This is a genomic window from Pseudomonas sp. 05N433 (assembly GCF_056396925.1).
This window is the reverse complement of sequence record NZ_JBFTML010000002.1, coordinates 110319-125221: the sequence shown is the minus strand read 5'-3', so window position 1 is coordinate 125221 and position 14903 is coordinate 110319. Positions and strand designations below refer to the sequence as shown.

Annotated in this window: 19 protein-coding genes; 1 reads left to right on the top strand and 18 read right to left on the bottom strand. The window is 58.7% G+C overall.

Annotation, left to right across the window (positions count from 1 at the left end; translation table 11 throughout):
- Positions 1 to 15 precede the first annotated feature (15 nt).
- From AC1DIS_RS01460 to AC1DIS_RS01375, 18 genes are all read right to left on the bottom strand, one after another.
- Positions 16 to 1032 carry a phage late control D family protein gene (locus AC1DIS_RS01460; RefSeq protein ID WP_477743339.1) on the bottom strand — a complete coding sequence of 339 codons (1017 nt, stop codon included), beginning with the start codon at positions 1030 to 1032 and terminating at the stop codon, positions 16 to 18.
- Positions 1033 to 1041: 9 nt separating this feature from the next.
- Positions 1042 to 1254, bottom strand: a complete 213-nt coding sequence (locus AC1DIS_RS01455; protein WP_111454266.1) for a tail protein X — start codon at positions 1252 to 1254, stop codon at positions 1042 to 1044.
- Positions 1247 to 1630, bottom strand: a complete 384-nt coding sequence (locus AC1DIS_RS01450; protein WP_086944772.1) for a phage tail protein — start codon at positions 1628 to 1630, stop codon at positions 1247 to 1249. Before AC1DIS_RS01450 ends, AC1DIS_RS01455 begins: the two co-directional genes overlap by 8 nt.
- Complete coding sequence (locus tag AC1DIS_RS01445) at positions 1630 to 3789, bottom strand: phage tail tape measure protein (RefSeq protein WP_477743338.1); 2160 nt, start codon at positions 3787 to 3789, stop codon at positions 1630 to 1632. The genes AC1DIS_RS01450 and AC1DIS_RS01445 overlap by 1 nt, the downstream gene beginning before the upstream one ends.
- 128 nt (positions 3790 to 3917) lie before the next feature.
- Complete coding sequence (locus tag AC1DIS_RS01440; protein WP_086944770.1) at positions 3918 to 4499, bottom strand: phage tail assembly protein; 582 nt, start codon at positions 4497 to 4499, stop codon at positions 3918 to 3920.
- A 117-nt stretch (positions 4500 to 4616) separates the two neighbouring features.
- Entirely contained in the window at positions 4617 to 5123 is a 507-nt protein-coding gene (locus tag AC1DIS_RS01435) for a phage major tail tube protein (RefSeq protein ID WP_086944769.1), read from the bottom strand.
- Positions 5123 to 6289 (bottom strand): phage tail sheath protein, encoded by a 1167-nt coding sequence (locus AC1DIS_RS01430; RefSeq protein ID WP_111454270.1) that lies wholly within the window; start codon positions 6287 to 6289, stop codon positions 5123 to 5125. Before AC1DIS_RS01430 ends, AC1DIS_RS01435 begins: the two co-directional genes overlap by 1 nt.
- A 2-nt stretch (positions 6290 to 6291) precedes the next feature.
- A complete protein-coding gene (locus tag AC1DIS_RS01425) occupies positions 6292 to 6501 on the bottom strand; it encodes a hypothetical protein (protein ID WP_018926984.1) in 210 nt (69 codons plus the stop codon).
- A gap of 100 nt (positions 6502 to 6601) precedes the next feature.
- A complete protein-coding gene (locus tag AC1DIS_RS01420; RefSeq protein WP_477745476.1) occupies positions 6602 to 7051 on the bottom strand; it encodes a hypothetical protein in 450 nt (149 codons plus the stop codon).
- Positions 7052 to 8593 (bottom strand): phage tail protein, encoded by a 1542-nt coding sequence (locus tag AC1DIS_RS01415; protein ID WP_477743336.1) that lies wholly within the window; start codon positions 8591 to 8593, stop codon positions 7052 to 7054.
- Positions 8594 to 9229: a phage tail protein I gene (locus AC1DIS_RS01410; RefSeq protein WP_477743335.1), complete on the bottom strand. Its 636-nt coding sequence runs from the start codon at positions 9227 to 9229 to the stop codon at positions 8594 to 8596. It abuts the gene before it with no gap.
- Complete coding sequence (locus tag AC1DIS_RS01405) at positions 9226 to 10221, bottom strand: baseplate J/gp47 family protein (RefSeq protein WP_477743334.1); 996 nt, start codon at positions 10219 to 10221, stop codon at positions 9226 to 9228. Before AC1DIS_RS01405 ends, AC1DIS_RS01410 begins: the two co-directional genes overlap by 4 nt.
- On the bottom strand, positions 10218 to 10550 hold the full coding sequence (locus AC1DIS_RS01400; RefSeq protein ID WP_018926989.1) for a phage baseplate protein: 333 nt from the start codon (positions 10548 to 10550) through the stop codon (positions 10218 to 10220). The genes AC1DIS_RS01405 and AC1DIS_RS01400 overlap by 4 nt, the downstream gene beginning before the upstream one ends.
- A gap of 10 nt (positions 10551 to 10560) precedes the next feature.
- On the bottom strand, positions 10561 to 11172 hold the full coding sequence (locus tag AC1DIS_RS01395) for a phage baseplate assembly protein V (protein ID WP_477743333.1): 612 nt from the start codon (positions 11170 to 11172) through the stop codon (positions 10561 to 10563).
- A gap of 3 nt (positions 11173 to 11175) precedes the next feature.
- Positions 11176 to 11688 carry a hypothetical protein gene (locus AC1DIS_RS01390; protein ID WP_477743332.1) on the bottom strand — a complete coding sequence of 171 codons (513 nt, stop codon included), beginning with the start codon at positions 11686 to 11688 and terminating at the stop codon, positions 11176 to 11178.
- A 47-nt stretch (positions 11689 to 11735) separates the two neighbouring features.
- On the bottom strand, positions 11736 to 12086 hold the full coding sequence (locus AC1DIS_RS01385; RefSeq protein WP_064620035.1) for a phage holin family protein: 351 nt from the start codon (positions 12084 to 12086) through the stop codon (positions 11736 to 11738).
- A gap of 70 nt (positions 12087 to 12156) precedes the next feature.
- Positions 12157 to 12738, bottom strand: coding sequence for a DUF642 domain-containing protein (locus tag AC1DIS_RS01380; protein ID WP_477743331.1), 582 nt, complete (start codon positions 12736 to 12738; stop codon positions 12157 to 12159).
- A 510-nt stretch (positions 12739 to 13248) separates the two neighbouring features.
- Positions 13249 to 13983: an XRE family transcriptional regulator gene (locus tag AC1DIS_RS01375; RefSeq protein WP_026286486.1), complete on the bottom strand. Its 735-nt coding sequence runs from the start codon at positions 13981 to 13983 to the stop codon at positions 13249 to 13251.
- Between the two features lie 565 nt (positions 13984 to 14548).
- Between AC1DIS_RS01375 and AC1DIS_RS01370 the strand changes: the two genes are divergently transcribed.
- Entirely contained in the window at positions 14549 to 14764 is a 216-nt protein-coding gene (locus AC1DIS_RS01370; RefSeq protein ID WP_477746556.1) for a hypothetical protein, read from the top strand.
- The last annotated feature ends 139 nt before the right edge of the window (positions 14765 to 14903 follow it).

Genomic DNA, 14903 nt, shown 5'->3' with positions numbered 1-14903 from the left:
CACAAGGGATGTGCGTCAGGCCTTGGCGTCCAGGCAGGTCGCGTCAATCTTGCAGCGATAGCTTTTTTCCCGGTCGCCGGTGGCGGTGACCTTGTCGATCGACCATCGACCACGCATGAAATCCGGCCAGGTGGGGTCCAGCAGCACGACCCCTTCAGCGGACAACCCCGGATTGCCAGGGCATTCGATCGTCACCTTGAGTGCTTCGCGCATCATCCGGCGGGTCTCGCCTTCGGCGGCGGCCTGGGCATCGTCTGCGCTCTGAAAACGCTGGCGGAGGGTCTTGAACGGTGCGATGCCACTCTCCTCGACACGCACTTTGCCGGCCGCCGCGTCCCACCAACTGGTCTTGCAGCCCTGGTATTTCGCCCGGGCGGTTTCATCCAGAACGGCGGAGATAAAGGCGTGATCGCCTGGGCGATTGTTGCTCGTCACCGACAGCTTTATGGTCGGCAGAACTTTGCCTGATAACGATTTCGCCTGGCCGCGCCGTGCCAGCACATACAGCTCGTTGACCGGTTTGGCGACGGCGTCATGCAGGTAGGCCAATCGCGTCAGAAAACCCATGTCGGTTTCGTTGGACTGGTCGATGTGCGCGATTTTTATCAGTGACAGGTCCGGGGCCACACGAGGGGAAAACCCGTGCCTAGATGTCAACTGGCGAAACAGCGCACCCAAGGTCGTCGGACCATGGCTGACCGATCGGCGCTGTTTGAACCCGGTCTGATCCGCCGCACTGAACGGCGCCGCCGTGGCCACCAGCGTCAGACGCAGAGGGAACAGCGTCGGCGTGCGTCGGGTAATGACGAACTCGCCTTTATCCACCAGCCCCGACTCCAGATAACCGACCCGCAGACCGATTTTCCCGCCCAGGCTGGGCAACCCTTCAAGCCCATCCAGACTGATCACGAGCGTCAGTTGATCGGACTCGATCCCCGCTGCGTCGATGTGCGTCCAACTGAGCAATCGTTCGTTGAGCAGCGCAGCGTTTGCGCCGTAAATTTCTACCGCAGGCGTGAAACCCAGTGACATGCTGCCTCCTTAATCCCAGGCCGAAACCGGTGTGGGTGCGACGGGTTTCGAATCCACTTCCGGCAGCACAACCCACACACCCGCCGGCAATATCGGCCCCCATTCGGCAAGCTCCGGATTAAGACGCCAAAGCACTTCCTCGGTGGCATCGTCACAACGCTCAAGCTCGCGGTACAGCAACAGATTCACCGAATCACCGGCGATACTTCGAACCCTACGCATTGGCGAACTCCGTCAACTCGATAATCCAATCGACCACCATCGCGGTGCCGTCATCAAGGATGTTGTTTTGGGTTTCCGACACCTTGTTGATCTGCCACAGGCCCCAGTTGCGGCCGATGCCGTCAACCAAGGGCAAAGGGATGCGCAGCGCCTGCAAGGCACGCAGCTCATCGAGCCGATCCATGGCGGTCGCGTACATCGACTTGCCTGTTATCGTCAGCCCTTGCAGGCCTTGGCCGACCTGACTGGATTTGGGTTTGCTGGTGAGGATGTCGATGCTTTTCCAGCCGCCGTCCGAGGTGTGCAGCAGGGTGTGGTAAGCGAAGTTTCTGGACAGGCCGAAAATGAAACTGCCGAGTGCCATTTGCTGACGCATCACGTACCTCCGTCAGTCAGGGCCGCATCACTTCGCATGGCGAGTGAGTTGGGCATGGTCATGAGTCCGAATTGGCCCGTGATCTGTTGCACAACCAGGTTCGCCAATTGACTGGCGCTAGCCTGATCCTGGCCATTGATATAGATGTTCGCGTTAACCGTGTTCTGTTGATTACTCGTCTGGGCGTTGGTCAGGTCTTTGCTGACCTGATCTGGAGCGGCGAGCTTGTCGGCGGGTGTAGCGAGTTTCTCACCCAGCCATTCCCCTCCCCAACTGCCCGCCATCCCCCCCAACAAACCACCGATTACGCCACCGACCGCCGTGCCCAGAACAGGCACCACACTGCCGATCATGGCACCGGCAGCAGCACCGGCATAAGTGCCGGCGAGCCCACCACCGGCTGAGCCCAGCGCCCCGCCGACCGCTTTGGTATCACCCGCCTGCAAGCCTTTGACGGCATCGTAACCAGCACTGAGCAGCATCAGCGGCGCGACCCGTCTGGTGACTGCCGAGCCCATTCTGGCGGCACCCAGCAAGCGACTCCCGGTCGACATACGTGGCAGTTTGGTAGCGCTTTTTGGGATGGGCTTGGTCGCGGCTTTTCCAGGAGCTGCGCTTTTTCCGGCCCTTGCGCCTCGGGATTGCTTTTTGCCCTTACCACCGCGTGCCTTGGCATCGGCTGTCAGATCCCCCGTTTCGGGAATCGGTCGCGCACCTGCCAGAACCAGAAGTTTTGTCGCCGCGGCGGTGATGGCCGAGGCCATCGCAACCTTGATTTCAGCACCACGCGCCAACGCAATGGCTCCCGCGAGCACCAGTAATCCTGCAGTAGCTTTCGGTTGTGCTTCAGCAACCCCGCTCAAGCCATCGGCCAATGCACCGAGCGACACCATCAAACCATCAGTCAACGGCGCCAGGGCATTGCCGCCCGCCGCAAACATCCGGTTCTTACTCGCATCCAGCGCATTCCAGCGCCCTTGCGAGGTTTCACCCAGCGCCTCGGCGGATTTCGCTACGGAGCCGTTGAATTTCGGCAACGTCCCGTCGGATGTCCGCTCGGACACCAGTAAAAACGCCTTTTGAACGTCTTCCGGTTTTTTCAGCAGTTCAAGAATCGCCGCGTTATCACCGAACAATGTCTTGGTCAGTGACTGCTGTTCTTCTGCTGGTTTTTTCTTCAGCGCTTCAAGTACCAGGTTGATCGTTCCCGGTGCGTCCTTGCGCAGGCCATCAGCCAACATCCCGGGATTGAATTTGCCGTCCAGATCAGACCAGGCCTTGCGCTGTTCCGGTGAAGCCGCGCCCCCCTTGGCCAAAACCGTGGTGAAGCCTTTCAAAGCCTCACCGGCACCGGACTTGTCCGCGCCGCTGTTCAAGAACGCCGCCGCGAGCGCCGCCATCTGTTCCGGCGTCATTCCCGCGGCGATGCCCGCCTCGCCACTGCGTTGCACGACAGAACCGATGTCTGCCGCTTTGACATTCAGACCGCTGTTGCCGAGATGGTTGGTTGCATCCGCCAGACTCAGGCTTTGTCCGCGATCCAGCTTCATTGAGGTGCGCCAGCCCAACAGCATCTCGCTGGCGGCCTTGACGTCGAGATTGAACGCCGACGCCGTCACCGCGCTATCTCGGGTGAAGTTCAGCAGTTCGTCCTGCTTTTTAGCCGGGTCGAGCCCGTCCCCGATACCTGCCTTCGCCGCCGCCAACTCGACCTGGGCCAGTTGAACCGCCGTTGCTCCGCTCGGAGCAACCTGCTTGTCAGTGGCCATTTTCAGATTGGCCTGCGACAGTTTCTGCAACTGGACGTTGTCCAGTTTCAGCACCTGGTTGAGCTCAACCATCGCCAACTCGGTCGCCATCGCCGACTTGAGCAAATCCGGTGGCGTGCGCTGATCAACCTCAGCCTTTAACTTGGACTTTGGCTCACTGCTTGCCGCAGGCACCGAAGCAGTCGCCTTGAGCAGCGACTGCTGCGACGACAGAGCAATGTTCAGCAACGCCAGTGCTTCGCGAAGTTTTACCTGTTCCGACACCAGCAGACGGATGTCGAGGCTGGCCGTGGTCAGGGCCAGGTTCAGGCCCGACGTTTCAGAGGCGCTGCCCAGTTGCGGCAATTCGATGCTTGCCGCACCGGACAGCGAATACTTACTGCCTGCCATCCTGCTCTACTCCTGTTTCACGCCAAGGCGAGTGATCGCAATGTCGTAGCGGCGCAAGGCCTTGCCGGCGTCCCACTCCAGAATTTCCGCCTCACTTACCGAGTAAATGAGCGGCACCACATCGAGGATTACTTCGATGTCGCGCTCCGAAAGAAGTCCGCCGGTTTGTTTAAAAAATCGTCGATGCGTACCTGAAGCTGTGTCCAGTCGGGCACGGTCAGCAGGTCCAGATCGGGCAGCATCAGCCCGGTGCAATGGGCGGTGATGAACTCGGCGCGTTCTTTGGCCGTTTTCAGTTTCTTCATCGCTTTGGTCGCGCGCAGCACCGGCATTTCCAGGGTCAGCGAGGTCATGCTGCGGCCCGCCACGTTGAGTGGTTGCAGCAGTTGCACTTGATCGGGGTCTACCGATTGTTCGCCCTGCGCTTGCTGTTCCAGAAAGTACGAAGCAGGGCGAGTCGACATCTCATGCACGTACTGCGCGATGCTCACGTAGTCCGGGCGTTTGAGCTGGTCCAGTTCCTTGACCGACAACCCCGTGGCCAACTTGGCCAGCTCGAAGAACTGATCGTCCTCATCATCGCCGGCACGGGCCAGGGCCTCTTTCTGCGCGGCGTAGTACAACGGTTTGAGTTGGATCTGCTCGATCTCGGCTCCGTCATCACCGGTAATCGGCGACAACAGGACATGCTTGGGAGGCATCCAGGACATGTAAGTAATTCCTTGGTGATTCATGAAAGGGTGCTGCACAGGAAACTGTTCGCCACAATCCTTGTGGGAGCGAGCCTGCCCGCTCCCACAGGTTGTGCGCCTTGGTTGGCCTTGGTGTTACGGCAGCAACACGGCGCGGCGGGCATCACCGAGGATGTCGACGCCGTTGAGCACGAACTTCTGGGTGCGCACGTCGACATCGATCACCGGAACGCCGTTTTCCAGGCGGTTGTAGGTGCGGCAGGACAGCTCGAGGGTGGTCTTGGGCTTTTCACCCATTTTCACGATGGCTTCTTCGAGGACCTTCAGCTTGCCGCCGACGGTGTGGTAGGTGAACCAGGTGTTACCGTCCTGATCCTGACCGGCTTCACGCACGTTCAGCAGGATGTCGTCGCCCAGCTTCACGCCCAGCGCCAGCATCACTTCGGGACCGGCGCCCTGCAGGATCAACTTGGCGCCCAGGGCCTTGGCGCTCTTGGCCATCTCCTCGACGACGAAGCGGCCGCCGACCATGTTTTCCATGTCGAATTCGATCTTCGGCGGGGTGAACTCTTCCACGGTCGCCGACAACGGCAGGCCTTGCAGGGTGGCCGCGATGGCCTGTCTTACGCGGTTGGTAAACATTAGAGAACGTCCTCCAGGAACTGCTCGATGATTTCATCGCGGGCGTTGAGTTGATAAATCATGTGTTCGTTCGGCGCGTAGCGGCCGTAGTCGATGACCACGTACCAGGTACCGTTTTTGTACTTCTCGACGCTGTTCAACTCAGGGTGCAGGTACACACTGCCGCCCGGGATGGTTTCGTCGGCGACCAGGGTTTGCAGCCAGTCGTTGATGCGCTTGACCTCCTGATCCATGAACGACTTGGTCAGGTTCTTGGCCATGGCCTTCTGACCGGCCTTCACCAGCTTGCGGCTGATCGCATCTTCAAGGCCCACGTAGCTGATGAACTTGCCGGTGACGGAGCGGTTACCCAGCAGCGAGAAGCCGCCGAGGATGGTCCGGGCGTAGTAGCTGATACCGTAACGGTTGAGCAGATCGCCTTCGGTGGAGGTGTCGAGGATGTTGTATTCCACGACTCGCGAAACGTCTTCGGCGTAGGTCACCTGGTTGCCCGGGCTCTCCCATTGCTTGACCTTGGCCAGCGCGGCGATGGCCAGGCTCGATGGCGCCAGGAACACGTTTTTCTTCGCGGCCTTGGAGTACACCGACGGCATGTTGTGCACCAGCAGGCAGCGGTCGAAACCGAGGTCCGCGCCGCCCAGCTCCTGGCTGTAAGTCACTTGATCGGCGACTGCGGCATCCTTGCCGTCGAGTACCACGCGAGCCTTGATGCGTTTGCCGAACGAGGCGAACTCACTGGCCACTGCTTTGGTGCCGGTGAAACCCGGCGCACCGATAATCGTCAGGTCTTCCGGTACACCGCCAAGCGCGGCCAGGCCCAGTTTGCGACCGGTCACTGGCTCGATGCCGCCGATCACGTTGTTCACGGTGTCGGCCGGGGTCGCGCCCTCTTCGACGATGACCACGTAGACCGGCACCTTGACCACTTTCAGGATCTGGAACACCGCGTGAAACAGCGTGCCCGACTCGGTACCGGTCGGGTCCAACAGTGCCTGGGTGGTGAAGCTGTTGATGCGGAACGGGGCGTTACGCGGAATCAGCAGATCCGCTTTCGGCGCAGTGCCGACCAGACCGATGACGTTGTCACCCAGGCCACCCATGGCCTCGGGGGATTCAGTGGCATTGACGGTAATGCCGTTGTGCTCGAAGTTCAAAACCTCAGCCATGGTTATTCAGCCTTCTTGGCAGCGGCCTTTTTGGCCGGGGTGGATGTAGAGGCCGACTCGACGGCCTCGGTTTTTTTCAGCTCCAGACGACCAGCGCTGCGCAGCGCACTGGCTTCCACATCGAGCAGGTCGAGTTCTTGACCGACGCTCGACCAGTGGCCACCTCCGGTGGGGAATGGGACGAGCACGGTGTAGGTTTGGCGTAGTGCCATTTGGGGTTCTCCAGATACGAAAAAGCCCCGGATGAGTGGGGCTGTCGGGTGTTGTGTGATGTGAAGCGGATAAGAAAACGCCCCGTCGGTGCGGGGGCGTTTATTGGGACTGGGCTATAAGCCAAAGAGGCGACGGCGGACGGTGTTCAATCAACGGAAACTCGCCAGCTCCTGGCCAGTTGCGAAGCGCTCGACGATAAGCTTGCAGCTCTGCATATTGAGCTGCGGAAAGAGTGGTCTCGACACCTTCCTCCTGCTCGTCGTGGTGCCGCACAATCACCGCGTCAGTTGTAGCCAACTGGACATTCCGCCACTCTCGTTCGATGCCTGCCAACTCCTCGGCTGACAGCGGAGGCGGATCTATCAAAATCGGATAACCATCAGACTGACGCGCAGCAACCTTTTTGGGACTGGTCGATAGCTCATCAAGGAGACTTAGCCAATACTCCAGAGGTACTTCTATAACATCACTCGGAATATCTGCACCATTAATGCCTGTTTTATAAGCGCCGCAGGTACTTGGACTAAAAAAAATCATTTGATCACTCATTTAATACCCCACTGCCCGCCAGCGAACGAACCAGTTAACGTTCGTTTGGCTATTCAAGTTTTTTATTCGCAAAGTGCACCCCTGCTTGGTTTGAGTACCCATAACAAGCATGACTACCGCCATATCACCTCCCTCGTGAATTCCAACTATCGAACTGAAACCGACTGGAAAGGATATGGGGAAAGTTACATAAACAAAGCCGTTTGCATCAGACTGAGCCGTCCCCCATTGGTCCAACGTCCCACTGGGACTTGCTTGATATCCGCTCGTATTAAGACTCGCCTTGAACTGCGGTGAATACTTCAGACCCCCCATACCATGCATACGCCACACTCCAGTTTCCTTGGTAAGGCTGACAGTTTCGCCCCACTTGAGGGTCATGGTTGTATAGAGCGATCCATCCGGGCTTATCTTGTCAGCACCGGCGGCGACAATTGTCTTATCTACGCCAGAAGGATTATGAAGAGTGATCGTTGCCCCAATGGGAACATCCGCCAGCAACGGCAGCGTCACTGTTTGAGCCCCGCCGTAAGCTATGGACAAGAACTGGCCAACGTCGGCTGCCAGTAGTGTGATAGCGCCGCTGGGAGCTATAGATCGGCCGCCCGAAAAGTTCCCGAGCGCCCGCTGTACAAACTCGGTCGTAGGGATCTGCTTGGTATTGTCGAATAGCGTCGGAGTCGGCGCCGTTGGATTCCCCCCAAACGCCGGCGATAACAAACGGGCATATCCTGCTGTGACGTCTTGGAAAGTCAGCGACGTAGTACCTAATACAATTATGCCGTCTGTGATGAGCTGCCAGATCGTGTCGGTAAGCGTAGCCCCCATCTCCACCGAAACTGTTAGTGCCGAAGTTACGTCAACACTTGAGTCAGCATCCTTTGAACGCCCCCAAACACCATTATCCGCAACATAAATTCCGTTATCTTTCGCCTGCACCTGGTTTTTAACGAGCACCCGATCGCCAGCAACTACCGCAACACCATCAATTGTTTGCGCACCACTTAAAACAATGTTGGCCGTTGTAGCCACCCGTACAGACTGTTTCCTGTCGAGCTTGGCAAGCTCATCGGCGACAAAATTCATCACCCACGCACGCGTCGCTTTCACAACCGTGTCGTCAATCAACAACGTCACCAACGCCGCATTACTGGTCTCGAATATCGAACGAATGTAAAACTCTTTCCCCGACCCCGAAGTCGCCAACACCGGCTTGAACGACTCCGGATACTTGACGATGGCGTAAAGAATGCCGGTATCGGTCCAGATCCCGGCCTCACGCACATACCAGCCGCCCACTTCAGGCGGGATAGTCACTTCAGCCAGCAACCAGCTCGGATTCTTCTCATCCTGGAACAGCGCATTGAGCGGCCCACGCCACACTTCACGCTTGAGCGCCGTGGCAGTCGCGGCCGGGTTGTAAACCGCGCCGCCGCCGTCGCCGACGGAAATCTGCGACAACTTGATCGGTGTGCCCGCCGCCTTACAGGCGGTTTCGTAGGCGATCCCCGCATTAGTGAGCAGGGTGTAATAGTCGGCCATTTAGGACCCCTGAGGATAAATAGTGGAGGTTTCGACGCTGTAGAGTCCGGCGGCCATAAAGGCCTGGCCCGAGGCCTCAAGCCCTTCGATGACAATCGGGTAAACCGTGGTCAGCTCACCGCACACGGTGGCGGCGCCGATGACGTGATTGCCGAATGCGCTCAAGCCGACGGAAACCGTCAAGGTGTCGCGTTCGCTTTTGGCATCGGCCAGGCGTCGGTCGAGACGGGCGTCGATTGCTTCGCTGTAGGGCTGTTCGGTAAAGGCCCTGACGGAAAAACTGTAAGGCGGGCCGGGTGGCGTTTGCTCGTACCAGGCACGAATCTCCGGCACCAGCCTCAACCCCTTGGCCGCGCTTTCCAGCGCCTTTCGTGTCCCGGCCTGTCGTGCGGTGGGCCAGGCGAGTTCGACCGTCAGGCGTTTTTCCACCTCGGGCGCCTCGGCGCTCCATTCGCTGACCCCGCGATCTGCGCCCAGATATGGCAGGAATGCCAGCGGTGTTTCGGCAGGATTCATCAGGTCGGGGAACGGTGGATCGATGCGCTCGAGCAACCGAGCGAAACCGAGATCAAGTGCCTTTTCCAGCGGTGAGCTGTTGGCCGGCAACAGGCTCGGGCGAGGTGTGTCGTCACTCATAACGTATCCACCTCGACCTCGACGCCCGTGCAATACGGCGCTTGAAAAGCGCTCGTCACAATCGGTGCCACTGGCTCAAGAATTTGCAGTTGAACCGCGCCGGCGCTGTGCAGCGTGTAGTCGATCCAGCTCGGGTCCACTCGCCCTTCCAGGCGATGACAGGCATCGGCATACGCCTGCAGCTGCTGTTGCGCGGCAACCTTGGTCAGCCCGGAATCGGGGCCCGGGTTGATCTTCGCGATCACCCGGATTTTGTAGTTCTTGATTTGCGCGCCCTGCACGGTGACCAGGTCCGTTTCGGGCCGGACATCAGGCCGGGCGAAATGCTGGCGAACACCGTCGAGCAGTGCTTGGGATGGCGTGCCATCGCCCTCCCGGGAAAGCACCGTGACCGTGACTTCGCCTGGCGCGGTCCGGCGCCCGTTGCCGTCCTTGACCTGCGCGACATAGCCGTCCGGGTCGAAGGTGTAAGTGACCGTCACCACACCCGCCGCGGTGGTTTCCACCTTCACGACAGGCCGTTCGCCAAGGGTGAAGATCTCGCGCCGATACTGCATCCGCGAGCCCGCCGCCGGTGCATGGGGCGCCAGGTAATAACGCAACCGGGCGTCGTCATCGCTCTCGTAGACCGGATCGATAGGCGGGAATGCCGCCGGATCGCCCGGGTCCAGCAACTGGCGCTCAAGCCCCATGTCCGCGAGGCGCGCGTCGAGGTTGGTGCCGGTGGCCCACCACGCCAGCATCTGCTTGATGCGAGCGTTGTATTTACGTTCGTGGGTTTGCAGCCGCACACAAAACGCCTCAAGGGCCAGGGTCAGCAACTCGCTTTCGTTTTCCAGGCTGACCGCAAGCTTGGCCGCGCTCTCGGGGGAACGGGCGCCGACGTACTCGACAACGAAGGTCTTGAACTCCGCGAGCAGATCCTCGAACGCTTCGACCGTGACGATTGCCGGTTCGGCCAACTGGTTCTGGCCAGGTATCAACATACTCATGCCACCACCTCAAAGGTCTGTTGGCGGTTTTTCCAGGTGCCGGCGAAACGCAACAACAACCCGGCACCGTAGCGGCTGGCCACAATGACCTGCGGCTCGAAATCGTCGATGCCGTTGTACTTGTTGTAAAACGCTTGGGCGGCATGGCTCTGGGCGAGAATCAGCAGGTCGTCGCCGAGGTTCTGCCCCAGCAACTCAGTGAGTGCGCAACCATACAAAGGGCGCTTCTGACGCGTGCCCAACGGCGTGGTCAGCGCCCGGGTGGCGCGCTGCACGAACTGCAGCCAGTCGTCGACCGTTGCGCCGGTGTTTCTATCGATTCCGATCATGGGAAGCTCTTTATGCAGTACTGATGACGCGGCCCTGGTGATCCACCAACGGGCCGCTCAGATGCACACCGGAAGCGTCGAGCCGCATGCCGACGGCGCCCAGTTGCAATTCGATGGCCTCAGGCTTCATTGCCAGCCTCGCCGGGCCAATGTTCAACTCGAGGGATTCATGGGAGCCGGTGAACGCCGCCGGGCCGTTTTTCCAGTGCAAGGTATGGCTGGCGTGGTCGTAACTGCTTTCCGTGCCGTCCTGATAGAGGCGACGCGTCAGCGATGCCTGTGTCGAGACGGGCGGGAACTGACCGCCGTTGAGACCGAACAACGCCACCGACTGCCCACCGCCCTCACCACCGCCGTGGTTCAACAGCAAACACTGCTCGCCCACGGAGGGAATCCGCGACTCGCTCTGCGCGCCAGCACTGGGGTTGAAAAACCGGATCGCCGGGGTGAGCAGTTCCCCATGACGGACCTTGCAGGTATTGCTGGCCGCATCGACTTCCTGACACACGCCGATGCGACAGAAACTGTCAGCACGCCGGTGCAAGTCTTCGAGCTCGGTTTCCATCTCGGCCAAACGCTCTATGATCGGCCCCAGTTGCATACGTAACAGCGCATCAAACATGGGTCAGCCCTCGAGTGCGGTGTATTGATCCGGGTCGTCGATGTTCGACACCTCCCAGGTACGGGCAAATTTCGGGATGCCCAACGGGTCTTCGAGCAGCGTCGGGCCGAGGTACAGGGTTTGGGTAAATGAAACAGTCCAGGCGGTGTACTCCCGTGTCGCGCAAATGAACGTGGACGGGATGCCATCAATGTTCATCGGCAGATCGCATTGCTCGCCCGGCAGTTTCCAGCGGTTATCGACGACCAGACTTTTCAACTCACTGGCCAGATCGCACGCCGCCAACCCTGCGCCGGGCAACACGGCTTGCAAGGAAACCGTCAGGACATGAGCGATACGTCCGTCGTTGGCACGGATGCCCGGCGCATCGCGTTCGATGGCGATCAACACCCAGGGCAAATCGACAGTGCCATCAAAGTCTTGATGACTCCCGACCTTCAAGCCGGGAATGGCGATACGCAACGTCTCGGCAATGGCAGAAAACAGCTGCGACGGTTTTTCGATGACAGCGGGCATCAATGGCCTCCTATTCCTATGGCAATACGAAGATCAGCGACGCCGGTTCACTGTTGATCCGGGTGAGAATCGCGCGGTGGCACTTCACAAACGCCAATCCGCTTGGCGGCCCAACGTTCGTAAAGTCCGATGGCCACGTCCGCCCCGGCCATCGCCGTCAGGCAGCCAAAGGCGCCGGCGGCCCAGATCGACAGGCCCGCGGCGTACAACAGCATGATCGCCGAGACGCCACAGATCATGCAGGCCCCGGACCGCAAGGCCAGGCGCCGCAGCAGTGACCAGCCACGGGCGCCCTCCTTGTCGGCGCGCCACATTTCGCCGGACACCCCACCCGCTACCGCGAGGAGGATGACGAGCCAGATCGGCATGTCCAGCAACGCTTGTTGCTCGTTTGTCATGTCCCGCCTCCTTGGGATCGATGAGATGGGCCTCTCGAAAATGAGCCGCCTGGTTTTGATCGATGAAGGACTACAGCTTTTCAACGATCACGTTGTCGATGAAAGCGAAGTTGACATACGGGTTCTGCTCATTGGAAAAGGCCAGAGTGGTTTGGGCCGTGGTCGCTGTGAAGTCATAAGTCACAGTGTTCCACTCGACAACGCTACCCTTGACCGTTGGCGTGTTGAAGGTAACGGTCTGACCGGCGACCTTCACTTGCACGACACCATCACCGGATCGGTTGGCGTACACCGAATTGCCCAGACTGAAGGTCAATCGATACTTGGCCCCTACTACGGTGGCGAAGTTCTGCTGAATGCCGCCGCCGTTGCCATAAACATTGTTAGCCAGATCGACAATCACCGCGCCTTCCGCTGCGGCGGAGCCAGGAATCGAGGCGCGCACGTTGAAGTATTCGGCGCCCGACAGAAAGGTCGTCCAGCCGGTGATGAAGTTGGTTTTCGCCGTCGTGTCCAGAATGCAACTGTCGCTGCAACCCGGTTGTTCAAAGCTGCCGTTGACCAGGAGGTTCGCGGCAGTAGCGCTGCCTGCTGCGCCGGACAGAGCCATGGCCAGCATCAGCGGGCCAATGATTTTGTTGAATACGTTCATGTTTTACCTATTGAGTCGAATGAATGGATTACGCAGCGGTTTGCTGCAATGACGGTCCCGGATGAGGGTTGATACGCCTGATGTAGGCAGGCATTCCAAAAAGCCCGGTCGCCCAGGCTTTTCAGTAATGCGCTTGCGTGATCTTTCGGCGCTACTGGCGCGGTACGGATCGATTCAAATTGTTTTTCCGACCGCGGTCCCTGCCCGCCGGATAACTGCTTCTGGTGCTTTACGCTGCACACCCGGGTCAGTTGCCAACCCTCTGAACCGTTGAGGCCGGTTCATCGCTGCCTTTGTGATGGAACTAAAGAGCTTCGTTTCGAGCCGCTTTGTTGAGCTGCTTGAGACAAAGAATATGCATGGATGCATATACAGTCAATGCATAAATGCATTTATTTATGCATTGAAAATGCACAGACGCATGAAAGCCCCACAGACAAAGGCGTTGGCGGTTTTTGCCAGGCGAAAAAAAACCCGTCGGGCGACGGGTTTTATCTGACAGTGGTGAGGTTAGCGGGCGTACATGCCCCACCAGAAGACGTGACCAAGGATGACGATTTGCTCTTCCTGGATTTCCTGGAAGCTGTAGTCCTCGTCCGGATGCTCATCGCGATTGAAGCTGCGCAGGCGAATCCCGGTCGGCAGGCGATAAAGCTGTTTCACCCGCAACTGGCCATTGTGGTTGATGGCGTACAGGTCGCCGTCGATGATGTCGCCAATCCCGCATTTACCGGCATTCACCCCCACCGTGGCGCCGTCGCGCAGTACCGGCAACATGCTGTTGCCACGCACGGTCACGCATTTGGCCTGGTCGAACTGCACACCGTTGTGGCGCAAGCTACGCTTGCCGAAGCGCAGGCTAGAGCGCTCGCTCTCTTCGATGACGAATCTTCCTGATCCAGCAGCCAATTCAACCTCGCGAAGAAAGGGGACAGACACCTCGTCGTCATCGACAGGCGTATCGTCGTCCCACAGGCTTATGTCCTTGAGTTCCGAATGCAATTCATCACGCCCGGCGCCGGCAGCCGGCGCGACATCCGCGCGGCCCCGCAACTGATCGGTGCTCACAGCAAAGTATTCGGCAATCTTCGAGATATGTTTATCCGAAGGATCGACGATCTTCCCGCTGAGGATGCGCGAGAGAGTGGATTGAGGCACGCCAGTGCGACGGTGAAGCTCCGTGGGGGAGATCCCGTGCTGATCGAGCAGCGCTCTTAAGACGGTAGAAACATTGCGTTTTTGCATAACGCGAATAGTGCTTGATCTTTTCTCGGAAAACAAATGCCAAATTGCATAATTTGTGCATAGACCCACGAAAAATAGCCTTGAGGCTTTCATGCCTGCGTCGGGCGGACCGCCCATGGTAACCTTGCGCCCATCGCGGAAAAGCTGGGCCGATGCCCCTCCTTTGCCCCACACCTTTCAACGAATTTGCCTATATCCGATGAATAAAGCCGTCTCCGATCTGTCCTCCCACACGCCAATTGTGCTGGGGTATGTGGCGGTTTTGGCGGAAGAGTCCCGTGTTTGCTGGCTGTAACGCGCATTCCTGCCTGCTTGCATAAATGCATAGCGGGCATGGATTGGCATGGATTGGCGTACGGCTTGCCCCATTTTTGCCCCATTCCCCGTCGATGTGCAGACTACCCGATGATGGATTGGGCGTAGCACTCCCCCAACGCCCTAGCCAGACTGGCTAATCCGCTGCAACCTCTTCGCTTTGTAGCAATTTCCAAGCAAACTGTAATAACTGCCTGACATTGGTACTGCCGGTACTATTCTTGTGTTTTTCTTGAAAGGAGTCGACGTCATGCCTGGTGATTATTCACTGTCAGATGTACTGGAAAGGCTGTACGAAAACCAGCAGGCTCTACAGGCGGCCCTTATGGAGCTGACCCTCCTGGTTGAGGAGCAAGGCGCGCAGGAAGTGGGCGGAAATGTCCGTGGAGCACTGTGGACCATGGGTGAAAACGCCGGTCATATCAAACAAGGCTTGGCGCGATTGAAGAAATTGGATATCGGTTAACCAATTGCACACCAAAGGCCCGTCGAGAGTCATGTCGAGGCGAATCCGGGTCACCTCACAGGCCGCTACCGGCCAAGAGTGGTCGCTGGTAACATATAACTGAACGGAGCAGGCATCATTGCATTGCAATTAAACTCCA